General features: G+C 71.0%; 19 protein-coding genes. 6 read left to right on the plus strand and 13 right to left on the minus strand.

The genetic code is table 11. The features are described from left to right. The first annotated feature begins 55 nt into the window (after positions 1-55). Together AB0I69_RS34990 and AB0I69_RS34995 are read left to right on the plus strand one after the other, a co-directional pair. Positions 56-1477 (plus strand): PspC domain-containing protein, encoded by a 1422-nt coding sequence (locus AB0I69_RS34990; protein ID WP_363099753.1) that lies wholly within the window; start codon positions 56-58, stop codon positions 1475-1477. Beyond that, positions 1464-1706: a hypothetical protein gene (locus AB0I69_RS34995; protein ID WP_363099754.1), complete on the plus strand. Its 243-nt coding sequence runs from the start codon at positions 1464-1466 to the stop codon at positions 1704-1706. The genes AB0I69_RS34990 and AB0I69_RS34995 overlap by 14 nt, the downstream gene beginning before the upstream one ends. 80 nt (positions 1707-1786) lie before the next feature. Here AB0I69_RS34995 and AB0I69_RS35000 read toward each other — a convergent pair whose 3' ends face one another. Then, positions 1787-2317 (minus strand): DoxX family protein, encoded by a 531-nt coding sequence (locus tag AB0I69_RS35000; RefSeq protein ID WP_363099755.1) that lies wholly within the window; start codon positions 2315-2317, stop codon positions 1787-1789. 170 nt (positions 2318-2487) lie between these two features. Continuing rightward, positions 2488-3768: a hypothetical protein gene (locus AB0I69_RS35005; RefSeq protein WP_363099756.1), complete on the minus strand. Its 1281-nt coding sequence runs from the start codon at positions 3766-3768 to the stop codon at positions 2488-2490. 209 nt (positions 3769-3977) lie between these two features. Here AB0I69_RS35005 and AB0I69_RS35010 point away from each other — a divergent pair, with 209 nt between their 5' ends. Beyond that, entirely contained in the window at positions 3978-4865 is an 888-nt protein-coding gene (locus tag AB0I69_RS35010) for a DUF4429 domain-containing protein (protein ID WP_363099757.1), read from the plus strand. 40 nt (positions 4866-4905) lie between these two features. Here the strand turns inward: AB0I69_RS35010 and AB0I69_RS35015 are convergent, their stop codons facing one another. Further along, complete coding sequence (locus tag AB0I69_RS35015; protein ID WP_363099758.1) at positions 4906-5700, minus strand: class II aldolase/adducin family protein; 795 nt, start codon at positions 5698-5700, stop codon at positions 4906-4908. Between the two features lie 144 nt (positions 5701-5844). Between AB0I69_RS35015 and AB0I69_RS35020 the strand changes: the two genes are divergently transcribed. Continuing rightward, positions 5845-6315 (plus strand): pyridoxamine 5'-phosphate oxidase family protein, encoded by a 471-nt coding sequence (locus AB0I69_RS35020; protein WP_363099759.1) that lies wholly within the window; start codon positions 5845-5847, stop codon positions 6313-6315. A gap of 14 nt (positions 6316-6329) precedes the next feature. Here the strand turns inward: AB0I69_RS35020 and guaA are convergent, their stop codons facing one another. Continuing rightward, a complete protein-coding gene (gene guaA, locus AB0I69_RS35025; protein WP_363099760.1) occupies positions 6330-7901 on the minus strand; it encodes a glutamine-hydrolyzing GMP synthase in 1572 nt (523 codons plus the stop codon). 368 nt (positions 7902-8269) lie between these two features. On the opposite strand from guaA, the gene AB0I69_RS35030 reads away from it, so the two are divergent. Further along, complete coding sequence (locus AB0I69_RS35030) at positions 8270-8527, plus strand: chorismate mutase (RefSeq protein ID WP_363099761.1); 258 nt, start codon at positions 8270-8272, stop codon at positions 8525-8527. Positions 8528-9086: 559 nt separating this feature from the next. Here the strand turns inward: AB0I69_RS35030 and AB0I69_RS35035 are convergent. Further along, entirely contained in the window at positions 9087-10202 is a 1116-nt protein-coding gene (locus tag AB0I69_RS35035; RefSeq protein WP_363099762.1) for a hypothetical protein, read from the minus strand. A gap of 210 nt (positions 10203-10412) precedes the next feature. Here AB0I69_RS35035 and AB0I69_RS35040 point away from each other — a divergent pair, with 210 nt between their 5' ends. Continuing rightward, the gene (locus tag AB0I69_RS35040) at positions 10413-11477 is read left to right on the plus strand and encodes a hypothetical protein (RefSeq protein WP_363099763.1); all 1065 of its coding nucleotides are present in this window, start codon (positions 10413-10415) and stop codon (positions 11475-11477) included. Positions 11478-11571: 94 nt separating this feature from the next. Here the strand turns inward: AB0I69_RS35040 and AB0I69_RS35045 are convergent, their stop codons facing one another. The 8 genes from AB0I69_RS35045 to AB0I69_RS35080 form a co-directional block, all read right to left on the minus strand. Beyond that, on the minus strand, positions 11572-13350 hold the full coding sequence (locus tag AB0I69_RS35045) for a GMC family oxidoreductase (RefSeq protein ID WP_363099764.1): 1779 nt from the start codon (positions 13348-13350) through the stop codon (positions 11572-11574). A gap of 61 nt (positions 13351-13411) precedes the next feature. Beyond that, a complete protein-coding gene (locus tag AB0I69_RS35050; RefSeq protein ID WP_363099765.1) occupies positions 13412-15043 on the minus strand; it encodes a succinic semialdehyde dehydrogenase in 1632 nt (543 codons plus the stop codon). Positions 15044-15180: 137 nt separating this feature from the next. Next, positions 15181-16677 (minus strand): serine/threonine-protein kinase, encoded by a 1497-nt coding sequence (locus AB0I69_RS35055; RefSeq protein ID WP_363099766.1) that lies wholly within the window; start codon positions 16675-16677, stop codon positions 15181-15183. A gap of 71 nt (positions 16678-16748) precedes the next feature. Next, positions 16749-17096, minus strand: a complete 348-nt coding sequence (locus AB0I69_RS35060) for a hypothetical protein (protein ID WP_363099767.1) — start codon at positions 17094-17096, stop codon at positions 16749-16751. A gap of 240 nt (positions 17097-17336) precedes the next feature. Continuing rightward, positions 17337-19001 (minus strand): serine/threonine-protein kinase, encoded by a 1665-nt coding sequence (locus AB0I69_RS35065; RefSeq protein ID WP_363099768.1) that lies wholly within the window; start codon positions 18999-19001, stop codon positions 17337-17339. A gap of 29 nt (positions 19002-19030) precedes the next feature. Further along, a complete protein-coding gene (locus AB0I69_RS35070) occupies positions 19031-20689 on the minus strand; it encodes a serine/threonine-protein kinase (RefSeq protein WP_363099924.1) in 1659 nt (552 codons plus the stop codon). A gap of 157 nt (positions 20690-20846) precedes the next feature. After that, on the minus strand, positions 20847-23627 hold the full coding sequence (locus AB0I69_RS35075; protein WP_363099769.1) for a protein kinase: 2781 nt from the start codon (positions 23625-23627) through the stop codon (positions 20847-20849). 134 nt (positions 23628-23761) lie between these two features. Further along, entirely contained in the window at positions 23762-26164 is a 2403-nt protein-coding gene (locus AB0I69_RS35080) for a serine/threonine-protein kinase (RefSeq protein ID WP_363099925.1), read from the minus strand. Positions 26165-26171: the final 7 nt, after the last annotated feature.

Below are 26171 nucleotides of genomic sequence, written 5' to 3' on the forward strand. Positions count from 1 at the left end.
TCGGCCAGGGTCGTCCCGACTGCCATCGGCGGCCCGCGGCGGGCAGCATGGACGCATGACAGATCACGAGCGCGCCGCGACGGGTCCTGGACCCGGCTCCGGCCCACGTCCGCGAGCGGGCGGCGGGCCGCAGGACGCCGTGCCCGGCGCGGGTGCCGCCTCTTCGCCGGGTGCCGTGCCCGGCGGCAGCACCGCGTCCGCGGCTCCGCACCGGTTCCGGCGGGACCGGCGGTCCAAGGTGCTCGCGGGGGTGTGCGCGGGGCTCGGACGGCAGTGCGACATGGACCCGGTGATCTTCCGGATCACGCTCGCGGTGCTCTCGGCGACGGGCGGCATCGGCCTCATCTTCTACGGCTTCGCCTGGCTCTTCGTCCCGTACGACGACGAGGAGGAGAACGAGGTCCGCAAGCTCTTCACCGGCCGAGTCGACGGCCAGGCCCTGGCGGCCGTGCTGTTCGCTCTGGTCGGCTGCGGTGTGTTCCTGTCGATGCTGAGCAACGGCAGCGTGCTCACCTTCGCCGTCGTCCTCTCCCTCCTGCTGGCGGGCGCGGGGTACTGGTCGCAGCAGCGCGGCGCCCCGGACCCCGACCCGCTGGCCGCGCAGGCCGTCGCCGACGCCCCGCCGGAGGCCCAGGCACCGCCGGTGCCCGCCGCCTATCCCTCCTGGTGGCGCGACCCGATCGTCAAGGACGGCACCCACGTCGGGGGCACCGGCTATCTCTGGGGCCCCGGCGACTCCCGTGACCGTGACATCGCGGACGCGGTCAACATCAGCCTCGGCCCCTCCTACCCGCACTGGCGCGAGGATCAGCGGACCCCGCGCCCAGCACCTCCGAAGGCGCGCGGCCCGCGCTGGATCGGCGGCTGGGTGTTCCTGCTCGCCCTGCTCGCGGGCGGCCTCGGCACCGCGGCGAACTGGCACGACCAGGCGCTCGGCACCAGCCTGCAGACGGGCCTGGCCTGTGCGCTCGTCGTCTTCGGCCTGGGGATCGCGGTCAGCGCGTTCGCCGGTCGTACGGGGGCGGGCTCGGTGTTCCTCGCGATCGTCACGGCCGGCCTGCTCGCCGCCTCGGCCGCCCTGCCCAAGGACCTCACCACCCACTGGGAACACCTCACCTGGCAGCCCGCGGCGGTGGCCGACGTACAGCAGAAGTACGACCTCGGGAACGGCGTGGGCACGCTCGACCTGACCCGGCTGCGGCCGGCCAAGGGGCAGACGGTCACGACGGACGCCGAGGTGGGTGTCGGGCAGCTGAAGGTGATCGTGCCGTCGGACGTGACGGTGAAGCTGAGGGTGGACGTGGGCGTCGGGGACATCCAGTTGCCCGGTGACGACAAGAAGGACGTGGACGTGGAGCCGGACAAGCATCAGCAGGTCACCCTGACTCCGGCGACGGGCGTCAAGAGCACCGGCACGCTGGACCTGGACCTCAAGGTCGGCGTCGGACAGGCGGAGGTCAGCCGTGCTGCGTCATGAGTTCCAGCCCGGGAAGCTGGTCGCCGGTCTCTTCCTCGTCACCGCGGGCGTCGTCTACGCCGGGGACGCGGGCGGGCTGTGGGTGACCGAATGGTTCGCGGTGATCCCTCTGGTCACGGTCGGCCTGTTCCTGGCCGGTGTGGTGGCGGGTGTCAACGGGGCGATCCGCAGACGGCGCAGGGTCGGCCGTACGAGCACGGCCGACCCCGGTCCGGACATATCCGGCTGACGATCGTCTACGAAGGGGACTGACGGCACGCCCGGGAAGAACCCGGCGGCTCCAGCACCGGCGGCTCCCCTGATCGGGAGCTACCGGTAGCCGCCCGTCCGTTGCCTTCGCCTGGCTCGGATCGCGGCGTCGAGGGAGAACACGGAGGCGCCTGCGAGGACGAGGGGCAGCCAGGCCATCAGGTAGGCGAGGTCGTTGCCGTAGTAGTAGGGGTCATTGGCCCAGCTGATGGTCAGCCAGAGACTGAGTGAGATCAGTGCGCCACCGAGTGCGGCGAGGCGGGCCAGCAGGCCGATCAGGGTGCCGATGCCGACAGCGAGTTCACCGAAGGCGATGGCGTAGCCGAAGCCGACGGGGTTCTTCAGGGACAGGTCGACCAGGGCCGGGATCGCCGACGAGTCGCGGACCGCGCGCATCGTCTCGCCGATCGAGCCTGCGCCGGATGACTTCATGAAGGCACTGTCGGTGAGTTTGTCCAGGCCGGCATAGATGAAGGTGACGCCGAGGAAGACGCGCAAGGGGAGCAGGGCGTAACGGGTGGCGGTGTCCCGCCAACTCCGATCGCCGTCGAGATAGGGGGTTTGCGTATCCATTCGAGTGCCGTGAGTCATCGCCCTTAGCCGCCTCTCGCCCGCCGTGCCGTGACCCCTCAACAGACCATACGTACGAATAGGGGGACCCGCTCAACCATGCTTCAGCCAGTTTTTCCGACTTCGGCCGGACGCGGGCGCCTGTTGTCCGTCTTCTGTGGATATTCAGTCGAGGACGTCGTCACTCACGGTCAGTCCGTCACTTCGACCACGCAGGCGTTGGTCTCCACGCCCGCCGCGGTCACCACCTGTACCTCCACGCGTCCGGGCTCCACGTCGACCGGGACGGGCACGGTCAGGAGGGTGTCCGTCGGGTTGGAGAAGCCGCCGGCGACCGGGACCAGGGGGACGTGGACGTTGACCGGGCCGATGCGGACGACCATCCGGGAGAGGCGGTCCGCGCCCTGGGCACCCGGAGGGACGAAGCCCGCGCCGCGGATCTCGATGTCGTCGCCGGTGCGGATGGGGGCATCGAGGTCGCCCGCCTCCCTCGACCGCACCACCGACAGGATGACCGGACGGCCGCCCTCCGCGTACTTGCCGGCCAGGTATGTCGCGGCGGAGATCAACACGACCACCGCCAAGCCCCAGGGCAGGTCGGGCAGTTGGTCGGGGCGTCGGGCCAGGCGTACGGCCACGAAGACGAGGGCGACGGCGCTGATCGCGACGTACTGGATGTCGGCGAAGGTGCCGCGGCCCGCGTCGTCGGTGAGGAGGTCGGCCGCGCGGGGGCGGTCCGCGGGGAGTTTCTGGAGGCGCTGGCCCAGCACGCGCAGGCCCACGACCCGGCGGACGAGCACGGCGATCGCGCAGACCACGGCGAGGACGGTCACCACACCGGCGCCGCGGGCGAGTTCGAGGCCGGAGATGAGGGCGTCGCGTTCGGCATGGTCGGAGGCCGCGGCGAGGCGGCCGGCCAGGACCAGCACCGCGTACGCCACGAACAGCACCCAGGAGACGGCCACGGCACGGGAGGTCGACAGCCGGTTGTCCTCACCGATGACGGGGGCGAGTGCCCCGCCGCGCGCCCGGTGGAACCAGGAGGCCGCCGTCACCGCACCGGCGACCACGAGCGCGGCCAGCAGTCCGGCGGTGCGGGCCGCCGTCCACCCCGCGCCGATCGCGGTGAGCGACTGCACCAGGAGCAGCACGACGAAGGCGCCCCACACCGCGAAGGCCGTGCGGTGCCACAGGCGGGCCAGCCAGGCGCCGCCCTCGGCGCGACCGCGTTCGGCGACGACGTCGGCGGACTGGGTCAGTTCGTCCGAGACCCACTGCCGGGAGGCGGACGCCGAGTGCGCCACCGCCGCGGGCAGGCCCTCGCCGGCCGCGAAGCCGTCCCGCTTGACGAGGAACGCGGCGACCGCGCGCCGATGCCCCTCGCGTGCTCCGTGCGGGCAGTCCCCGCAGGCACAGCCGCCTCCGTGGGCACCGACGTGCTCGCCGCCCTGTCTCGCCTCCTGCACCGCCACGCCCGACGCCTGCCTTCCCCATGACCCTCGGCCCGCGACCCCGGGCCCTCACGTTCGGCGACCGGCTCCGAAGCCTTTGGCCACCGCCTTGCAACTCCCGTACGACAACAGCGGATTGTGCCCTACGGGACACGGCCCGCGTCCGGCAGGTCTGGTCAGCGCGGGTGAAGTGACGGCTGCCGTGTTGACCCGGCTGCGAGAATTTCTCTATGGCCGAGATCATCCAGCGCGACGGGACCTGGGCCTTCGACGGCACAACGGTCCGTATCACGCCGGGACTTCACCGCTCCGTGCCACTGTTCCGGCAGACGTACGGCGAGATCGCGGTGCCTCTCGAAGCCGTCGCGGGCGTCGTCTACGAACCCGAGCGCAAGCGTGGCCGACTGCGCCTGAGACTGCGCGAGGGCGCCGACCCGCTGCTGCAGGCGACCGGCGGGCGGCTGCCGGACCCGGCGGATCCGTACCGGCTGATCGTGGACATCGACCGGTCCGGGGTCGCCGAGTACGTGGCGGAGGAGATCCGGCACGCGCTGCTCCTGGACCAGATCCCCAAGGAACCCACCAAGGCCTATCTCCTCCCCGGCCCGCCGGTCCCGGTCTCCGTCCGGTCCTCCGACGGCACGGTGTCCTTCGACGGCGCCCAGGTGCGGATCGACTGGGCCGACACCTCCGAGCGCGTCAAGCGGGCCACCGGTCCGCGCATAGTCGCCGTGGGAGACCTCGTCCAGGTGGAGTGGCTGCCCAACTCCGGTTACGAGGACGGGTTCATGCGGTTCGTGACCCGCGAGACGGTGTTCTCCAAACTGCCGCCGGAGAAGGACCCGTACGCCCTGGACCTGTGGGGCAGCACCCGCCGTGATCTGCTCACCGCGCTGGTCGCGACGGCGGTGACCGCGCGGCTGCCGCATCCGTCGGCCCGGGGCGACGGCGAGTTCGAGGACCGTCCGCCGCGGACGGCCACCGTCCCGCCCCCGGCCGACCATCACGACGTACTCCTGCGCAGGCTGCGGGAGTTGGGGGAGCTGCACCGGGAGGGGGTGCTCACAGACGAGGAGTTCACGATGACCAAGAAGGCGGTGCTCAGAGGCTTCAACTGAACGGGCTTCGACCGGACAGGCCTCAGCTACCGCACAGGCCTCAACTGAGGAGGTCCGGTTCGCTGCGGCTGATGTCCTGCCACAGGGGCTGGTAGTTGATCCACGCGACCAGGTCGCCGCCGGTCTGTTCGCGGGTGGCGACGGCGAGTTTGTGGTCGATGAGGAGGGGGCGGCCGGCCGCTTTCGCGAGGAGCTGGACCTGGCAGGAGCGTTCCATGGACAGGAACCACCAGGCCGCCGCGTCCACCGAGTCGCCCACGGTGAGCAGTCCGTGGTTGCGCAGGACGAGCGCCTTGCGCGAGCCCAGTCCGGCGGCGATCCGCTTGCCCTCCTCGGCGTCGACGGAGACGCCGCTGTAGGCGTCGTAGAGCGCGTGGTCCTCGTAGAAGGCGCAGCTCTCCTGGCTGATCGGGTCGAGGAAGTCGCCGAGGGCGGAGAGCGCGCGGCCGTGCACGGAGTGGCAGTGGGCGACCGCGACGACGTCCGGGCGGGCGGCGTGGACCTGGGAGTGCACGGTGAAGGCGGCCTGGTTCACATGGTGGCCGCCCTGGAGCACCTGGCCCTCGGAGTTGGAGAGCACCAGGTCGCTGACGGTGACGTGCCGGAAGGGCATCCCGAAGGGGTTGACCCAGAAGCAGTCGCTGAACTCGGGGTCGCGGGCGGTGATGTGCCCCGAGACCCCGTCCTCGAAGCCGAGGCGGCCGAAGAGGCGCAGGGCGCCCGCGAGCCGTTCCTTGCGGTGCAGGCGTTCGTCCTCGACCGATTCGTGCATCGGCGGCATGGCGAACTGCAGCCGGTCGGTGGGCAGGGGGGAGGGCGGCGTCGGCCCGTGCATCGGTCCTCCAGCACTGGGTTCCTTGTTACCGGCGGAAGTTACCGTCAGTGAGGCGAAAAGGGCAGTGGTGTTCTGTAAAGATGCGGCACCAAGCGTGCCGGAATCACGACAGCAGGTGTCGGGTATCGGCGGGACAGTGGTCGTATGACAGCGAACTGGGCGGTATTCGTCGCCGCGGAACCCGACCTCGCCGCGACCGTGGAGAAGCGCTTCGGTGCCTTCACGCACCACATCCTCGCGACCCTGCGCAAGGACGGGTCGCCGCGTACCACCGGGATCGAAGTGCGGTTCCTGGACGGTGAGTTGTGGCTCGGGATGATGCCCGACTCGCTGAAGGCGTTGGACCTACGGCGTGATCCGCGGTTCGCGCTGCAGGCGAACCCGGGGGCGGGTACGGAGATGGGAGGGGATGTGCGGGTCGGCGGGCGGGCGGTGGAGGTGACGGATGCCGGGGTGAAGGGGGCGTACAGCAAAGAGGTGGAACCGCCGGAGCCGTTCCACCTCTTCCGCACCGAGGTGACGGAGGTCGTGCGGACCTACGTCGAGGACGAGAAGTACCTGATCGTCCAGATCTGGACGCCTGGGGCGCCGGTGCGCACCGTCAGGCGGACCTGAGCCTCAAGAAAGGCTTACTCCCACTCGATGGTGCCTGGGGGCTTCGAGGTGATGTCGAGGACGACGCGGTTGACGTCGGCGACCTCGTTCGTGATGCGGGTGGAGATCTTCGCGAGGACGTCGTACGGCAGACGCGACCAGTCGGCGGTCATGGCGTCCTCGCTCGACACCGGGCGCAGGACGATCGGGTGGCCGTAGGTGCGGCCGTCGCCCTGGACGCCGACGCTGCGGACGTCCGCGAGGAGGACCACCGGGCACTGCCAGATGTCGCGGTCGAGGCCGGCCGCGGTCAGTTCCTCGCGGGCGATGGCGTCGGCCTCGCGGAGGAGGTCGAGGCGGTCCTTGGTGACCTCGCCGACGATCCGGATGCCGAGGCCGGGGCCGGGGAAGGGCTGGCGCTGGACGATCTCGTCCGGGAGGCCGAGCTCCTGGCCGACCATGCGGACCTCGTCCTTGAACAGCTTGCGCAGCGGTTCGATGAGCTGGAATTCGAGGTCTTCGGGGAGGCCGCCCACGTTGTGGTGGGACTTGATGTTGGCCGTGCCGGTGCCGCCGCCGGACTCGACGACGTCCGGGTAGAGCGTGCCCTGCACCAGGAACGCGACCTCGGGGCCCGCGTCCGCGATGATCTCGGCCTGCGCCTGCTCGAAGACGCGGATGAACTCGCGGCCGATGATCTTCCGCTTCTGCTCGGGGTCGGAGACCCCGGCGAGCGCGGTGAGGAAGCGCTCCTCCGCGTCCACGACGACGAGCTTGACGCCGGTCGCGGCCACGAAGTCCTTCTCGACCTGCTCGGTCTCGCCCTTGCGCATCAGACCGTGGTCGACGTAGACGCAGGTCAGCTGGTCGCCGATGGCGCGGGCGACGAGCGCGGCGGCCACGGCGGAGTCGACGCCGCCGGACAGGCCGCAGATGGCGCGCTTGTCGCCGACCTGCTCGCGGATCAGGGCGACCTGTTCGTCGATGACGTTGCCGGTCGTCCAGTTCGGGGTGAGGCCCGCGCCGCGGTACAGGAAGTGCTCCAGGACCTGCTGGCCGTGCGTGGAGTGCATGACCTCGGGGTGGTACTGGACGCCGTAGAGCTTCTTCTCGTCGTTCTCGAAGGCGGCGACCGGGACGACGTCCGTGGACGCGGTGACCGTGAAGCCCTCGGGGGCGGCGGAGCAGGCGTCGCCGTGGGACATCCACACCGACTGCTCGTCCGGGGTGCCCTCGAAGAGGGTGGAGGACGACCGGGAGACATGCAGTTCCGTACGGCCGTACTCGCGGGCGCCCGTGTTGTCGACGGTGCCGCCGAGGGTCGTGGCCATCAGCTGGAAGCCGTAGCACATGCCGAAGACCGGGACGCCGGCCTCGAAGAGCTCGCGGTCCAGGCGCGGGGCGCCCTCCGCGTACACCGACGAGGGGCCGCCGGAGAGGATGATCGCCGCGGGGTTCTTGGCGAGCATCTCCGCTACCGGCATGGTGCTCGGCACGATCTCGCTGTAGACCCGGGCCTCGCGGACGCGGCGGGCGATGAGCTGGGCGTACTGCGCGCCGAAGTCGACGACCAGGACGGTGTCGGGGGCGGGGGTCGCTGCTGACACGGGGGCCTTCCGGCGGTTGGGCGGGGGTCTTGGGTACCGATTCTAACGGGGCTCGGGTGGGACACCTGGTCGTCCTGGGGGCTCCGCCCCCAGACCCCCGAGGCCTATGCCCACCCACAGCCCGTCTCGGTGGGCTCGATGGGCACCGTCAAAAAGACAAAAAGACTCTGTGGCATACTCGCCCCCATGCTCACGCACCCGACCTTCCTCTTTACCTATGGCAACCGGCCCGCCGGCTGCCATGGTCGAGCTGCTTGAGTTACTGACAAGCGACTTTCCAGGCGCCCCGGGCCGACAAGGCCCGGGGCGCCTGTCGTTCTCCGGGTCGTGTCGCTCCGGGGTGGCCGTTCCCCGACGAGGAGCCTCTTATGACCGCCATCACGCCCGAGCAGACCATCGCCGACGCCCGCGAGCGCATCGACTCTCTGGACGACCGGATCATCGGGCTGATCCAGGAACGGGTCGCCGTGTCCGCCGTGGTCCAGCAGACACGGATCGCGTCCGGCGGGCGACGGGTGAACCTGACCCGTGAGAACGAGATCCTCAGCCACTACAGCGACGCGCTGGGCAGGCCCGGCACCACCCTCGCGATGACGCTGCTCGAACTGTCCCGGGGTCGTATCTGAGTTCGGGCGCGCTCTCACCCGTACGGCGCGTGACCGCCCCGCGAACCGCTTCGTTGGGGGTGGTGTCCGTGCCAGCCAGGGGCGGGCCCGAAAGAACCACGCGTGGCTCGGCTGGGGCGATGAGACGTACGGAACGTGCCGTGCGTCGTGGGACCTCGCTCCAGGGTCGTGACCGGACGGCAGGGGACAGCAGCCCGGTCACCCAAGAGAACGGTCGGCTCCGGGGACGCCCGGGGCCGCCCGGCGGAAACTGCAAAAATGCACAAAGCCGGATCGAACGGTTGCGGACGCCGCGTCCATCCAGCACGATGCGTAGAAGGCTCCCGAGCCTCCCGAGCCCCCAAGTCCCAACGCGGACAACCGCATTGCAGTGCACCGTCCCATCGCCAAAGGTCGAGACCAAGCGTGCGCCCCGTGTGCACCGGGGCGCCGACCCAGGGCACTTGAGACAAGCGGCGCAACCCCCCGGCGCCGCTCCCAGGCACCGGCGCCGCCCTGACGTCGGTGCTGACGGAGAAGGGCCCCGCGGCTCCGTCCCGCGGGGCCCTTCGCTTGCCCGTCAGGTCCGGGTGGCCGTGCCGCAGGTGCCCTTGCCCTTGCCGAGGTCGCGGCTCCGGTCGTACGGGTCCTCCGTCGGGCCGGTGGGCGCGGCGCCCGTCGGGGACGCGGAGCCGAACTCCGGGTGCAGGTAGCCGTCGTAGACCCCGCAGGCCGAGTTGCCGAAGTCCGCGTTGTTCTGCCCGAGTGTCAGCAGGCCGGGAGTGGCCTGGTAGCGGGTGGGGTCGAGGACGTCCAGGTCGATCACGCGACGGACGATGGTGCGGGCGACCGTGGTGGAGCCGTCGGTGCGGACCAGCGGGTAGACGAAGGTGTAGTCGGCGTGCACGGTGACGCCCCCGTCGTCGCTCGCCCCGAAGGTGATCCGTCCGCGCGTCTTCACGACGTCGCCGACCAGTCGTACGTCCTTGGGGTCGAAGCGGCTGAAGAGCAGCGTGGGGTCCTGTGCCTTGGACGGGGTGGTCAGGGACGCGTTCAGCCGGTCGAAGGTCTTGGTCTGTTTCGGGTCGAGGACGGCGAGGGCGGCGGCCGGGCGGTCGCCGCGGATCGTCTTCGGGTCGAGGTTGGCGCCGACGAGCAGGATCTTCGTCTGCTGGAGGGCCAGTTCGACCTGGTCCTTCGAGAACTTTCCCACGGCCGTCGCCTTCGGCAGGACGATGCCGGCCGCGCCGTCCGCCCAGTTCAGGGCCGGGGAGCCGGCGAACGGCCGGTCCAGGGTGGGGACTTCGGGATCCGCGACGGAGGGCGGGGCGGTGGGGGCGGCGGTCTCCGGGGGGAGCGTGGAGGCCGCCGCGGGGTTCCCTTCCGCCTTGCCGCCGAAGGGGTCGCCGGGCAGCAGCGACGGTTTCATCGCGACCACGGCGACGGCGGCGGCGAGCAGCAGACCCAGGACCGGCAACAGGCGTCGGCGCCTGGGCGCCTTCGTGGTGGGTGCGGCACGCCAGCCCGCGGGCTGTTCGCCCGCTTTCAGCCGTTCGCTCACCATGCGGGCGCGGGCGGACGGTTCTTTCGCGGCGGAGGCCCGGATGTCCCGTTCCGTGTCCTGGGCGAACTTCTCCCAGACGTCATCGGGGATCTCCGGAGTCGAGGACGGCTCCTCGGACGGTTTATCTGACACCAGGTAGTTGTAGGCGCACGAAAGCGTGTTCACAAGAAGAACCCAGGTGTGACACAGCCCACATAAGAATCTGGTGAGGATGGGCACAACCGTTCACAGGTTTCCCGGGTCTCACCTGCATAACCAAGGGCCACACCCGCGCCCCACACGCGGAGCCCTCCGCCCAGTGTGCTTGCGCTGCCGCAGCACACCGGACTTCTTGAGGACTTCATGAAGCTTCGCCGTGCCATGGCCGCGGCCGCCGCGACGGCCGTCATCGCTCCGCTCGCTCTGCTGTCCGCACCGGCCGCGTTCGCGGACGACGGGTCTCCCGACACGTCGTCCAGCAGCCCGGCGGCCGAGGACAGTACCCCCGCCGCGGACGACAGCACCCCGGCGGCCGAGGACAGCACTCCGGCCGCGGACGACAGCACCCCTGCGGCGGACGAAAGCACTCCGGCCGCGGACGACAGTTCCCCGGCCGCGACGGGCACCCCGACCGGGTCCTCGTCGCCCAGCGCCTCCTCGTCGCCCACCGTCTCCGCGTCGCCGACCAAGCCCGCGGGCGACTTCGACCCGTACGCGGACTGCAAGACCTTCGACCTGGACGAGAAGCTCACCGCGTCGATCACCGGGCTGCCGAACAAGATCGTCGCCGGTTCCGGCTGGCACACCTTCAAGTTCGCGGTGAAGAACGGCTCGGACAAGGACCTCAGCAACGTCTGGATCAACGCGCTCACCGAGTACAGCGACGACGTGAACGCGGACTCCTCGCTGATGCTGGACCTTGCCGAGATCCAGCTGAAGCAGGACGGCAAGTGGACCGACTCCTACCAGCAGACGGTCGGGTCCGGCAGCGACAAGACCACGCTGTCCGGGAGCATCGTCGCGGTTCTTCCCACTCTGGAGAAGAAGTCGTCGACCACGCTCGACCTCCGCGTGAAGATCAAGCGCACGGCCCCCGCGGGCTCGTCGTTCGCGCTGAGCCAGGCGATCTACGCGGGCGACGGTGACTCCTGCTACGGCAACGGCGACTTCTACGAGTTCTCCGTCCTCGCCGCCGGCAGCAGCGACCCGGGCGACGTCGGCGACGCCAAGCCGAACGGCAAGAAGCCCACTGGGACCGACGAGGACCTGAAGCCGCAGGGCTCGGTCAACGAGGCCACCGGCAGCCTCGCCTCGACCGGCTCCAGCTCCGCCCTGCCGGTGATCGGCCTCGTCGGCGGGGCCGCGGTCGTCGCGGGTGCCGCCGCGGTGGTCATGGTGCGCCGGCGCAAGACCGGAGAGAGCGCGTAACACGTAGCTCGCTCGACGAAGAAGGACCTGCGCTCGGAGGGGGGCGCAGGTCCTTCTTGGTTGTACGGCATGTACGGCAAGTACCGCTTGTCGCCTACGACTTCGGCGGCACCGTAGGTATCCCCAGGAACGGCAGCCTCAGCGCGCCGAACGCGTCCTCGGGGACCGCCGGTCGATGCGGCTCCACCGGCTGCAGGCGTTCGTACGACGCCCCCTGGCGCGGACGCGGGTCCGGCTCGCCCTTGTTGGGCCAGTACGACATCGCGCGCTCGGCCTGCGCGGTGATGGTGAGGGACGGGTTGACGCCGAGGTTCGCCGAGACCGCCGAGCCGTCGACGACGGAGATGCCGTCGTGGCCGTAGAGGCGGTGGTACGGGTCGATCACGCCCGTCTCGCGGGAGGCGCCGATGGGGCAGCCGCCGAGGAAGTGGGCGGTGAGCGGGGTGCCCATCAACTCGCCGACGTTCGAGCCCGCGAAGCCGTTGATCTCGGCGGCGATGGCCGCCGCGCCCTCCGAAGCCGCCCTGATCTGCTTGGGGTTGGGGGCGCCGTGTCCCTGACGGGCAGTCAGCAGCCCTTTCCCCACGCCGTCCGGTTTCAGGTACGTCGTCAGGGAGTTGTCCAGCGACTGCATCACCAGGCCGATGATGGTCCGCTCCGACCAGCGACGGTTGGAGAGCGAACGCAGGACCAGGAGGGGGTGCCTGGCCGCGTTCGCCAGCCAGGCCAGCGCCCTCGACGAGCCCTCCGCGTACGGGACTTGGAGGATGGAGAGGCCGCCCATCGAGTTGGATCCCTTGCCGTAGCGGACCGGTTCGATGTGGGTGTTCTCGTCGGGGTGGATCGAGGACGTGATGGCGACTCCGCGCGTGAAGTCGACCTGCCGGGTGCCGGTCGCCTTGCGGTAGCGGCGGTTGTTCGTCTGCGCGCCGACCAGCGCCTCGGAGTTGGTGCGGGTCAGCTCGCCCAACTTCTCGGAGAGGTACGGCAGTTGGCCGCCCGCCTTCATGCGGTGCAGCAGGGTCTGGGTGCCGTAGGTGCCGGCGGCGAGGACGACTTGGCGGGCCTTGAAGGTGCGGCCCTCGGACGTGCGGCGCTCGTCGGTCGGCAGGGTGGCAATCGCGTAGCCGCCCTGCGAGTCGTCGGTGACCGACACGACCGTCGTCATCGGGTGGACCGTCGCGCCCGCCTTCTCGGCGAGGTAGAGGTAGTTCTCGTTGAGGGTGTTCTTGGCGCCGTGCCGGCAGCCCGTCATGCACTCGCCGCACTCGGTACAGGCCTTGCGGTCCGGGCCGGCGCCGCCGAAGTACGGGTCGGCGGCCTGCTCGCCGGGGCGCGCCTTCACGGTTCCCTCGGCGTCCTGGCCGTCGCCGAAGAAGACGCCGACGGGGGCCATGTGGAAGGTGTCGCCCACGCCCATCCGCTGGGCCGCCGCCTTCAGGTGGACGTCGGACGGGGTCATCGTCGGGTTGAGGCGTACGCCGAGCATGCGGCGGGCCTGGTCGTAGTACGGGCTCAACTCCTCCTCCCAGTCGGTGATTTCGCGCCACTGGGGGTCTTCGAAGAACGGCTTCGGCGGGACGTAGAGGGTGTTGGCGTAGTTGAGGGAGCCGCCGCCCACGCCTGCGCCGGCGAGGACCATGACGTTGCCGAGCAGGTGGATTCGCTGGATGCCGTACATCTTGAGCTTGGGGGCCCAGAGGTAGTTCTTGAGGTCCCAGGAGTTCTTGGGAAGCGTCGACGGGGTGAAGCGGCGGCCTGCTTCCAACACGCCGACGCGGTAGCCCTTTTCGGTCAGGCGGAGGGCGGTTACTGAACCACCGAAGCCTGAGCCGACGACGAGGACGTCATAGTCGTAGGCATCTTGCGACAACGTGTTCTCCTCATTGAGATTCGCTGCGGATCGTGTGTGGCTGGTCGCACCCCTGGGTAATTCAGCGCAGCCGGAATGCCTTCATCACCCGGAGGCTGGTGCTCATGAACTTCGCGTAGCCCTCGTCGTCCATCCCCAGCGAAGGCGCCATCGGCAACAACCGCTGCTGCGCGACCGTTTGGGCCTCCGTGTACTTGAGGATGCCCTCGGAGCCGTGGCGGCGGCCGAGGCCGGAGTCCTTCATGCCGCCCATGGGGGACTGGACGCTGCCGTAGGCGGGGGCGTAGCCCTCGTTGACGTTGACCGTGCCGGTGCGGAGGCGGGCGGCGACTGCCCGGCCGCGGCGGCCGTCCTTCGTCCAGACCGACGAATTCAGGCCGTACGACGTGGAGTTGACCTCCTCCACCGCCTCGTCCTCCGTCTTGAAGCGGTAGATGGAGACGACCGGGCCGAAGGTCTCCTCGGCACAGACGGACATGGGGGCCTCTACGCCGTCGAGGATGGTCGGCTCGAAGAAGTACGGGCCGATGTCGGGGCGGGCGACTCCGCCCGCGACGAGCTTCGCGCCCTTCGCGACGGCCTCCTCCACGTGTCGCGTCACCGTCTCCAACTGGCGCTCCCCCACCAGCGATCCCATGTCCGCGCCGTACGCGAGGGACGTGCCGAGGCGCATCGCCTTGGTGCGGGCGGCGAAGCGGTCCAGGAAGGCGTCCGCGATCGACTCGTGGACGTACAACCGCTCGATGGAGATGCAGAGTTGGCCGGCGGAGGAGAAGCAGGCGCGGACCGCGCCCGCCGCCGCCTTCTCGATGTCGGCGTCCTCCAGGACCACCATGGCGTTCTTGCCGCCGAGTTCGAGGGAGACACCGATCAGGCGGGCCGCCGCGCCTTGGGCGACCTCGCGGCCCGTGCGGGTCGAGCCGGTGAAGGAGACGTAGTCGGCGTGCTTGACGACCTCGGGGCCGACGACGGGGCCCTCGCCGAGGACGACCTGGAAGACGTCGGCGGGCAGGCCGGCCTCGATGAGGAGGTCGCGGGCCCAGAGCGCGGTCAGGCAGGTCTCCGTGTCCGGCTTCATGACGACCGCGTTGCCCGCCACGAACGCCGGGAGCGCGTCGCCGACGGAGAGTTCGAGCGGGTAGTTCCAGGGGGCGATCTGGCCGACCACCCCGCGCGCGTGGCGGAGTTCGGTGACCTTGGTGAGGGTCGGGACGGCGCCGGTGTGCCGCTTCGGCTTGAGGTAGGCGGGGGCCTTGCGGCCGTAGTGGCGGGCCGCGACGACGACGGCCTGCACCTCCTCGTGCGCGTGCAGCCGCGCCTTGCCGGTCTCCAGCTGGATCAGGTCGAGGACCTCGGCCTGGCGGGCGAGGACCAGGTCGTGGAAACGGAGCAGGACGGCCGCGCGCTGCCGTACCGGTGTCTGCGCCCAGAGGGCCTGCGCGGCGCGGGCGGCGTCGAAGGCCTTCGCCACGTCCTCGGGGGTGGACTCGGGCAGGTCGGCGAGCTTCTCACCGGTGAACGGCGTGTGGTTGGCGGTCCGGCCGGAGCCGACCACACCCTTCGTGAGCTGGGCGACCAGCTCCGGGGTGACCACATCGGCGGCGGTACGGGCGCCTGTGGGGGCCGGCGCGAGGGGGTTCGTGCCGGTCGTCGTTTCCGTACCGGTCTTTTCCGGGGCCTGCGAGTCCGTCATGTGCGGCAGGGTATGCCGGAGCGGAGGGTTTGGGTACCCGTCGGTAATCGGGATTCACCGAGTACACACACGACGCCAGTGATCACTGGCAACGAATGCGCTGATCAGGGTGTTGTGCGGCGATGATCAGTGCTGGTTCAGTTTTCCACGAGCGCGAGGCGGGCGCGGGCGCCCTTGAAGAGTGCGGTGCCCTTCTTCTCCGCCGGTGTGCCCTTGGGCATGTCCACGCGGAGCTGGTACATACGGTGGTCCGCGGTCCGGAAGATCAGGGCCATGATGCGGGTGCGGACGCCGGACTGTCCGTAGGTGGCGTCGGCCAGGATCGCGTCCTTGTTCCCGCGGAAGCTGGTGCGGATGTACCGCGGGTTCGCCATGCCCTGGCCCAGGGCGTGCGCTTCGGCGAGGGGCGAGCCGGCGGCTTCGTCCCATTCGGTGAGGCGGACGCGGAGGGCGCCGGTGCCGTAGATGACGGTACGGCTGCCGGCCTCCGCATCCGTCTGCAGAAGCTGGTACTGGGGCGGGAGGAAGAGGACCGCTTTCATACCCTCCCGTTGGCGAGCCGTCCAGGAGTCCTTGCCGAGGACGCTCCCCAGGACGGTGCCGAAGACCAGACCCGCCAGGAGGAGTACCCCGAGGCTGATGAGAAGGGCGCGGCGGGGGCGGCGGGACCCGGGCCCGGGCGTGGGGGCGGGACCAGGTTCCAACTCGGCTTGCGGTACGGCCTCGTTGACGGTGGCGGCTCCTCCGGGCTCCACGTCGGCCACCGCGTCCTGGACGGTGACCGCCGGTTCCGGTAAGGCCCTGCCCTCGGCCACCGCCTCCAGTGCCGCGCCGACCTCCGCCACCCCCGGCCGTTCCTCCGGGTCCCGCGCCAACATCCGTACGACCAGCGGCCCGAGGGGTCCCGCCCGGGTCGGCTCGGGCAGTTCGCCGGACAGGATCGCGCCGAGCGTGGACTCCATGGTCGTACGACGGAAGGGGGACGTGCCTTCGACGGCCGCGTACAGGAGGACGCCCAGGGACCACAGGTCGGAGGCGGGTCCGGCGCCGGTGCCCGACATGCGCTCGGGGGCGATGAATTCGAGCGAGCCGACGAACTCCCCGCTGACGGTGAGGGATTCCTCGCCCTGGATGTGCGCGATGCCGAAGTCCGTGAGGACGACACGAGCGTGCGGGCCGAGCAGGACGTTGGCGGGCTTCACGTCCCGGTGCACGATCCCCACGGCGTGGGCGGCGCGCAGGGCGCCGAGGACGGCGAGGCCGATGCGTGCGGCGTCGGCGGGGGCGAGGGGGCCGCGTCCGAGCAGTTCGTGCAGGGACTCTCCGCGCACCAACTCCATGACAATCCACGGGAGTTCACCCTCGATGACGACATCGTGGATGGCCACGGCGGAGGGGTGGTCGACCCGGGCGGCGGCACGGGCCTCGCGGTAGAGCCGGTGGGCGGCGCGCTGGAACTGCTCGTCCTCCGGGTCGCCGGGCAACCGCGGTTGTTTTACGGCGACTTCGCGGTCCACGAGTTCGTCGAAGGCCCGCCATACGGTGCCCATGCCGCCGGAGCCGATCCGTTCGAGCAGCCGGTAGCGACCGCCGACCAGACGTCCGTCGCGCACCCGTTCGCCGACTTCACTCATGCCCCATCAGTACCGTGCGGGGTACGGCCTTGTCGACGCGCGTCCTGCTTCCCGAGCACCAACCAGTCGCCCTAGGGCTCCGGATCGTCGTCGTACTCCTCGGCGAGCCTCAGCCCCAGGTCGGACTCCCAGTCCAAGGCCCACTGCCTCAACTCCCTGATCTCCTCGACGTCGAGTCCGTGGGCCGCGAACTCCTCGTCGCTCACCCAGACGACGTTCTCCAGCCGGTCGCGCAGATCGAAGAGGTCGAAGTCCGTCCCGGCGTCCCCGAGTGCCAACTGCTCCAGCTCGATCACGGAGTGGTGGCGGCAGGCCGCGCGCACGCCAATCACGTCCTGCGGCAGACCACGGTCACTGAGCGCGCGCACGCTCAGGAGCGCCAAGTCCGCCTGCGACGTCGCTGTTTCCTGCGAGCTCACCGCCACCTCCCCTGCTTCCGGAACCCGGTCAGACGTCCGTGCCGCCCCCGCTCAGCATCGCGAGCCTCGACTGGTCCAGGACTCCGGCGTAGGTGTGGATCTCGTCGATCCCACCGGCCAGGTAGTCCGTACCGGCGTTCGCCGTGACGCTCCGGCCGACCTGGAGTTCGCCGGTGGGCGTCCAGGTGTCCTTGCCGGTGACGCTCGCGGTGTCGGCGGCGCACAGTCACACACACCCTTTTACGCCGGTACGAACGTGTCCAGCGCGACGTCGAAGTACTCCTTCGCCTCCCGCACCTTCCCGACCGGCGCCGACACCCACACGTCGTACATCCGGCCGTTCTGCTCCCAGCACATGTCGTAGGTGTGCCGGGGTCCCTCCGCCGTGCTGAAGCCGTTCCAGCTGAACTCCCAGAGTGCGGCGGGGTGTCCGTAGTGGGTGGTGTCGGTGACCTTGCCGTCGTGGTAACCGGGGTTCGTGTCCGCCCCCTTGGCCGCCGCGCTCTTCATCACCGCGAGCGGGCCGCCCGTTTCGGGGTCGGACATCTTGATGCCGAGGCGGAACGTCTCCCCCGGCGACATGTAGAAGATCCGCTCGCCCTGCGGTACGCGCACGAAGTCGTCCGGTACGGCGAGCGAGAAGCCGTCGGGGTCGTGGGCGACGCGGTAACCGGAGGGCGCAGTGGGCGTGTTGACGGTCGCCGAAGCCGAAGCCGAGACCGTAGGTGAAGCTGAAGTCGACGGTGACCGTGACGGCGTACCGGCACTCGTGGACGTCAGCGGCGCCGAACTCACCGGCGAGGCGCCCCCCGCGCCCCCGTCCCCGTCTCCCCGCATCAGGAGCGCCGCCGCCGACACCCCCGCTCCCGCCATCGCCGCGACCAGCAGCGCGGCCACGAGCACCCCGCGCGTCGAACGGCGAGGGGCCGGCACGGCCGTGGCAGCAGGCGTGGGTGGCGGTATCGGGGCCGGCAACTCCGGCCGCGGAACGTCCCGTTGAGTCGGCGTGTACGCGGGCGTCGGCCTCCCCGTACGGCCGGACGTGTCCTTCGGCGTACGCCCGGTGTCCAGGAACGCTCGCAGCATCCGCTCGGCCTCCGCCGCCTCCAGCCGCCGTTCCGGATCGCGTTCGAGCAGTCCCAGTACGACGGGAAGCAGCGGCCGGGCCTGCTCGGGTGGCCTGATCTCGTCGAAGACGACCGCGTGCAGGATGCCGCCCAACGAGTCGCGGCGGAACGGCGATTCACCGCTCAGCACCGTGCACAGCAGCGCGCCCAACGACCACAGGTCGGACGCGGGACCGGTACGCACGCCCGACATCCGTTCCGGCGCGGTGTACTCGGGCGAGCCGACGAACGCGCCGTCCTCGGTGAGCGTCGTGGCACCCGCGACCTGCGCGATACCGAAGTCGGTCAGCACGACACGGTCGGGGTCGGCCTCGTCGGCGGCCGTCTCCAGCAGCACGTTCGCCGGTTTGATGTCACGGTGCAGGACGCCCGCCGCATGCGCCGTGCGCAACGCGCCGAGCAGGGCGACACCGATCCGGGCGGCCTCGGTGGCGTCGACCGGGCCGCGGCTGGAGATCCGGTCGGCGAGCGAGCCGCCGTCGATCAACTCCATGACGATGTACGGCCGTTCGTCCTGCTCCACGACATCGTGCACGACGATGATGTGCGGATGCCGCAACTGCGCGACCGCCCGCGCCTCGCGCAGCGTACGGTCCCGCTGCTGGCGGGCCTCCTCCTCGGAGAGCGAGTCGTCCTGGGCGATCTCCTTGACGGCGACCTGCCGCCCCAGCAGTTGGTCGGTCGCCCGCCACACGACGCCCATGCCGCCGCGCCCGAGCCGCTTCTCCAGTCGGTAACGCCCGGCGATCACCCGGACGTTGTCCCCCTCGGTCCCCATGCGCACCATCATGACGCAACCGGAAGCCGTCAGCCCGAGTTCGGACTCCAGCCCTGCAGGACCGACTTGAACTGTTTGCTCGTCGTCGCCCAGTCCGCGGCCGGTGTGGACATGTAGATCGCGTACTCGATCCCGTCACGGGACGTGTACGTCTCCTCGATGGCGCGCCGCGGCCCCGGGTAGGGCGTGTCCTTGGCCTGCGCGGTCCAGGTGTAGTCCCACAGGGAGCCCGGACGGTCGCGGTAGGTGTTCGCCTCCAGGGTCACCCGCTTGTAGTCGACCAGCCGTTGGAGCTGCACCTCCAGGTCCAGCTGGTGGGCGTACGCGGTGGGGAAGTCCGGTGAGGTGTCGATGGCTATGCGGACGAAGTGCTCCCCGTTGTCGGGCGTGTAGTCGACCTGCTTGATGTCGCCGCTGACGCCGTAGACCTTCCGCGTCCAGCCCTTGGGGAGGGAGAGGTCGAAGCCCCAGGGGTCGTGGTAGACCTTCCACGCGCTCTGCGCCGGGGGCGACGTGGTGCCGGTTCCCGTGGGGCTCTGCGAGACGGACGCGGCCGGGCTGCCGCCGTTCTCGTCGCGGTCCTGATTCCACTTCTGCAGCCCCAGCGCCGTACCGCCGCCGACGAGCGCGGCGAGGACGACCACCAGGACGACCGAACGGAACCGGCGGCGCTTCGGCGGGGCGGACGGTATCGCTGTACCGCCGACGAGCGGCGTGTGGTGGGTCGGCCCGGTCGCCGACGGGTACGGCGTCGCGCCCCCGGTCGCCGACGGGTAGGGCGTCGCGCCCGAACCCGAGCTGAAGTCGTCCGCGAACCCGCCCTGTCGCGAGCCCACTTGCTGCGTCGGCAGCCATTCCTGGGCCGCCCGCGGGCGCCGCCCCTCGGCCGCCTCCGCGAGCATCTGCTCGGTCTGATCCGCGTCGGGCCGCAGCGCGGGGTCCTTGTTCAGCAGCGCGGCGATGACGGGCGCGAGCGGACCGGCGTACCGCAGTTCACCGGCGTCCTCCTCGACGACGGCCTGCATGGTGGACAGCGGCGAGGTGCGGCGGAACGGCGAGCGGCCCTCAACTGCCGTGTAGAGCGTGGCACCCAGCGCCCACAGGTCGGAGGACGGTCCCGGGTCGGCGCCGCGGACGCGCTCGGGGGCGAGGTAGTCGACGGAGCCCACGACCTCTCCGGTGCGTGTGATGGTCGAGTCGCCCTCGATCTGCGCGATACCGAAGTCGGTGAGCAGCACCCGCCCGTCCTGCCCGAGCAGCACGTTGCCGGGCTTGACGTCACGGTGCAGGACACCGGCGGCGTGCGCGGCGCGCAGTGCGCGCACCACCCACACGCCGATGCGCGCGGCCTCGGCCGGTTCGATGCGGCCCTGCTCCTTGACCTCGTCGGCAAGGGAGTTGCCCTCGACCAGCTCCATGACGATCCACGGGCGGCCGTCGTGTTCGAGTACGTCGTGCACGGTGACGACGGCGGAGTGGTTGATCCGCGCGGCGGCGCGCGCCTCGGCGCGGGTGCGCGCCAGCAGTCTCGGCTGGTCGCTCTCGGACACGTAGAGCGCGGCCGTCAACTCCTTGATGGCGACGGCCCGGTGCAGCACCTCGTCGTGCGCACGCCACACCCGGCCCATACCGCCGCTGCCGATCGACTCGGCCAGCCGATAGCGCCCCGCGAGGAGCAGGCCCTGCATCTGATTCACGTTTCCCCGCAATGCTCTTGACAGGCTCAGCGTAAGGACAGGCCCTCGTCCAGGGAACCAGCGGGGTACCACGGAGACCGCACTGTGACGGTTGTCGCTTCTGGGCCCGAACGGGAACCATCGGGCTCCGGCGCGCCGCCTGGGCAGGTCAGCCGGTGTACTGGTAGGTCGACGACGCCTGCTCGTACAGCCGTGTCACCTCGTCCCGTTGGGCCTCCGGGCCGCGTATCTGCACGATGTGGTACCGGCCGTCGATGAGGAACGCCATGTTGCGCACGAAGAGGTCGCCGCCCTGGCTGTCCGTCCAGGTGAACTGCCCCTCGGCCATGGTCTTTCCGCCCACCGTGATGGTCCGCAGCCCGGTCGCCGTGGCCCAACTGGAGTCGCGGTACGGCTGCAACTCGCGTTCCGTGTCCCGCTGATAGACCATCGGATCGCTGCCGTACTTCGAGGCGCTGTCCCGTCCCGGCACGACGATCAGCTCGAAGTCGCCGTGCGAGTAGACGACTTGGCCACTCCCGTTCTTGGGCGTACGGGTCCACCCCTTGGCTACGGCGACCCGGAACCCGGCGGAGTCGTCGCGCAGCACGAACCCGGCGGCGACGTTCGGGTCGGTCTGCGTCTCCGTCGAACCGGCGGACTTGGAGGGGGTGTTGTGGGCGCTGGGCGAGGTCTGATCGGGCTGCGGCTGGCTGCTCGCCCCGGCCGACGACTGCGAGGGCGCGGGACTCACCTCCCCCGCCGCACCGGTGTTGTCCCCCGACCCGGTGTTCTCCCCGGACTTGGGCATGAACAGCATGGCGTACGCGACCGCGCCGGCCAGCAGAAGGAAGATGAGGATCAGCAGGGTCCGGCCCAGCCGCCGCGGCGACCCGGTGACCTCCTGCTTGGCCCGCTTGTGCCGCCCGTGCGGGCTGGTCGCGGGCAGCCCGGCCCGCCGTCTGCGCACCAACTCGCCCCGGCGCCGCACGATCGGCAGCCGCCGCGGATCGGTCGGCGGGGTGGCGACGACATACGTACCGGCCTCGGGCTCGGGCGCCGAGCGCACCAACGACCGCAGCCAGCCCCGCAGTTCCTCGAAGTCGAGCCGCTCGGTGGGGTCCTGCCGCAGCAGCGACTCCACGACCGGCCGCAGCGGCCCGCACTCCTCCGCGAAGGCGGGCGGCTCCGCGCACACGAGCTGCACCAGCTCGGCGGTCGTCTCCTCCGGGTAGGGCGCATGCCCCTGTACGGCCCTGAAGAGCAGCGCGCCGAGCGCCCACAGGTCGGTGGCGGGCCCGATCGGCGCGGCCAACTGCCAGTTCTCGTGCACCGGTACGGCCTGCTCCGGCGACCACCGCTCGGTGACCGGCCCCACCACCGTCATCCGCACCTGCCGCGCCCGCTCGGCCGCCAAGGCGGTGGCGGGGCCACGGCGCGCGGGAGCCCCGGCGGCGGCCAACTCGTCCCAACGGGCGGGAGTCTGCGCGGAGTTACCGGGAGCGGGCGGTACGGGTCCGTCGAGGCCGGGGGGACGGGGGGTGCCGGTGGGAGCCGCGCCGGGCAGATCGGCGGCCGGGAGCGCGCCGTAGCCCGCGGTGTCCGCACCGTGGGGGCGGGCGTCTCCGCCGTAGTCCGGGGTGTCCGCGCCGGGGAACGTGTCCGTCGGCGACGGTGCACCGGGACGCGGCGCGGCACCGTGCCAGGCGGTGGCGGTGTTGCGGACGCCGTAGGGGTCGGCTATCTGGCCCGGAGGCGTGGTGCCGGGCGTGTGCTCCACGCCGTTGCCGTACGGCAGTTGGGCCGAACCGTCCGCCTGCGCGGCGCCGTTCTCGCCCTCGCCGGCGGGCCGGGCACCGGGCAGCGCCGGCTGCTGGGTCTCCTGCACCCGGGCAGCGGCTCGCGCTCCCGCCCGGTACGCGGCGATGGCCCCGGCCCGCGCGGCCCGGACATCACCGCCGGTGTCCACTTCCCTTTCCCTGCGCGCCAACGCGGCGGACGTCCCGCTTCCGCCACCGCCCTCCACGCCGACTCCGGGCAGCCCTCCGGCGGCCCGCGCCTCGATGGCGGCCCGCCGAGCGGCCTCGGGGTCCACACCACCGGGGCCCACGGCAGGGGCCGCGGCACCGGCACCGGGTCCGCCACCCGCGCCCCCGAAGCCGATCGCCCCACCACCTGCCCTGCCACCTGCGCCACCGGCTCCGGTTCCGCCTCCGCCTCCGCCTCCGCGGGAGTCACCTGAAATCGCAGGGGCCGTAGAAGCCGCGGGGCGCGCTGCGGCGCCGCCGTCCTCGCCGTCCTGGACCGGCACCGGGTCGTAGCCGCACAGTGCCTCCTCCGCCGCTCCCACCGCGAGGCCGGTCAGCATCACCCGGCCGTCGTCGCAGACCAGTACCGTGCGCGCGGTGATGTTCCGGTGCACCCAGCCGTGCGCGTGCAGCACCCGCAGCGCCATCAGCACGTCGGCGGCGACCTCGGCCGCCCGGTACGGCGACAACGGCTTCTCGACGAGCAGCGTGGCCAACGTCTGGGCGGACACCAGTTCGCTCACTATCCACAGCGAACCGCCCTCGGCGAACACGTCGAAGACCTGGTCGAGCCGGGGATGGTCGGGAATCCGCGCCGCGGCCTGCGCGGCCTCGACCGCCCGCCGTACCGCCGGATCGCTCGGCCGCCGGGTGGCCGTCCGTGCCGCGGTCGGCCGGCGCGGCCCGCGGTCACGCGGGGTGAACCCGTCCGGCAGCCCGTCCTCGCCGAGCACCTCGGCCTCGACCACCTCCGGCAACGGCACCTGCCGTACCAGGACTTCCTGGCCGCTGTAGGTGTCGAAGGCGCGGGTCTCGGTGAGTTCGTACTCGTCGGAGGGCGGCAGCGGCAGGCGGTAGCGGTCGGCGAGTACCCGACCCGCATAGTCGTCCACGTTGCCTCCCCCGGCCGCCCGGTTGGTCAATTCCGTTCGCCTTGCGCCCCGTTCCGCCTACATACCTGGATGCGTACGGTCCGCAACCACTCACGATACGTGCCGGAGGCAACCTACAAAGAGGGGTTGACGTATCTGGCGCGCCAAACCCTGACCCACCCGCCTCACGACTTCGGTTCGAACGTCTTCGTCAGGGTCGTCCAGGTGTCCTTACGCAGTTCGGTACCCCAATTGGCGGCTTTCGCGGTGTACATGAGCGCATAACCGAGATGGCTGTTGACGACGAACCCGCGGTCGATGGTCCGGTACTTCGTCCCGCCGTCGTCGTAGGTGAACTCCCAGTCGGCCGTGTTCCAGCTCCGGTAGTCCACCTTCTCTATTCGGATCCGCGTGTACCCGGAGCGCGTCATGTACTGCTCCTGGTTCGTCCAGTCCGCCACCGGATTCCCCTTCGGCGTACTGGTCCAGGCGACGAGCAGCTTCTGCCCGTCCGGCCCGGTGAACCGGGCACCGGCGGAGTCGGTCGACTGGTACGACCATCCGGCGGGCAGGCCGATCGAGAACCCCTGGCTCCCGTGGTACGTCTTCACGACCGCGGCGCCGCCCGCTTCGCCACTGGTCCCGCCGGACGCGTTCGTACCCGAACTCGCCGTGTTCCCCGCGGCCGGTGCCGTCGCCGTGGAGTCGGTCTGGGTGCCGCCCGAGCTCTTGGTGTCGCCGCTGTCCTTCTTGGTGTTGTCACCCGCACTCGCGCTCGCGCTGGCACTACTGCCCGCCTTGGCACCGCTGTTGTGCTTCGACCCCTTCGAGCCGCTGTCGTCGCCGCCACCGAGCGTGAAGGCCAGCACGACACCGAGCACCGCGAGCACGATGACGACCGCGATGATCACCAACGTGCGCTTCGGCACCACATCGGTGAGCGGCGCCCTCGGCACGGACCGCGGTGGCAGATCCGGCGGCGTCATCACGGGCCACCCGGAACTCCGCCCGCCGGAAGCCGAGTTGGCCCCCCGCGCACCCACCTCGTGCGTCGCGCCCAGATCCCTGGTCCCGGAGTCCCGCAGCCCCGACTCCCGCAGTCCCGACGCCTGCACACCCAGGTCGCGCGTGCCCGGGTCGGGCGTACCCGAGTCCGACGCACCGGCCTTCGCCGCCGAGCCGGCCGCAGCTCCCGCGCCGGCCGACGTCCCGGAAGGGGTCGCCGACCGAGCCGAAGGCACCCCGGGCGTCCGAGGCCCGGCAGCCACAGGCTTCGAACTCCCGCCGGCAGCCGTGCCCTTCGCCCCACTGGAGCCGGCGGTCCCCGCAGCACCGGAGCCGCTCTTGCCCGAAGTACCGACGACGCCGGCCGAACCAGCCCCGGCGGCCGCCGCACCCGCACCCGAGCCACCCGGCTTATCCGCAACAGGAGTTGAAGCCGCACCAGAACCCGAACCCGCAGCCGGACTCGCATCCGGACCCGGACTCGTAGCAGAACCGGCAGCCGCCGCAGACGTGGCGGCCCCGGCCCCCGCCGAACCCCCGGCAGCCTTCCGCATGGACCGCAACGCCCCACGCAACCGCTCGGCCCCCGCCGAAGAACCCGAACTCCCGCTCCCGCCACCGCTCTTCTTACCGCCGGACTCCGCGGGCCCCGGCTGCACAGGCAGCGGCACCACCCTCGTCGCGTCGGCCGCCGGCTCCGGCTCGGCCGCCTTGGGCTCGGGCGCGTGGATCACCGCGTTGAGCATGGCACGGGCACCCGCGTCGTCGAGGCGCTGGGCGGGGTCCTTGTTCAGCAGGCCGTAGATGACGTCCCGCAACGGCCCGGCGTTCTTCGGCTCCTCCAGCGGCTCGGTCATCACCGCGGTGAGCGTGGCGATCGCGGAACCCTTGTCGTACGGCGGTGCGCCCTCGACCGCCGCGTACAGCAACCCGCCGAGCGACCACAGGTCGGCCGCCGGACCCGGCTTGTGCCCGCGGGCCCGCTCCGGGGAGATGTAGGAGGGCGCGCCGACGAGCATGCCGGTGGAGGTGATCGACGGGTCGCCCTCGACCTGCGCGATACCGAAGTCGGTGAGCACGACCCGGCCGTCCTCGGCGATCAGCACGTTCGACGGCTTCACGTCACGGTGCAGGATGCCCTCACGGTGCGCGGACCGCAGGACGTCGAGTATCGCAAGCCCGACCTCCGCCGCCCGGCGCGGTGCGAGCAGGCCGTCCTCCCGGATGGCCTCGGCGAGCGACTTGCCCTCGACCAACTCCATGACGATCCACGGCCGGTCGTCCTCGTCGACGACGTCGTAGACCGTCACCGCGCTGGTGTTGCGGATCCGCGCGATGGCCTTGGCCTCGCGCAACGTCCGCGTGATCAGCCGCCGTTTCTCGTCCTCGTCGATGCTGGACGGGAACCGCAGCTCCTTGACGGCGACCGTCCGGCCCAGGGTTTCGTCCTCGGCACGCCACACCGTGCCCATGCCTCCGCGGCCGAGCACTTCTCCCAACCGGTACCGCCCGGCGAGAAGACGCTCGTTCTTGTCCCGACGAGTGTCCTGACGGGATGTCCCCGCCCGCTCCGCCTCCGACATGCGTCCC

The sequence above is a fragment of the Streptomyces sp. NPDC050508 genome, assembly GCF_040655155.1.
In the GTDB taxonomy this organism is placed as follows: Bacteria; Actinomycetota; Actinomycetes; order Streptomycetales; family Streptomycetaceae; genus Streptomyces.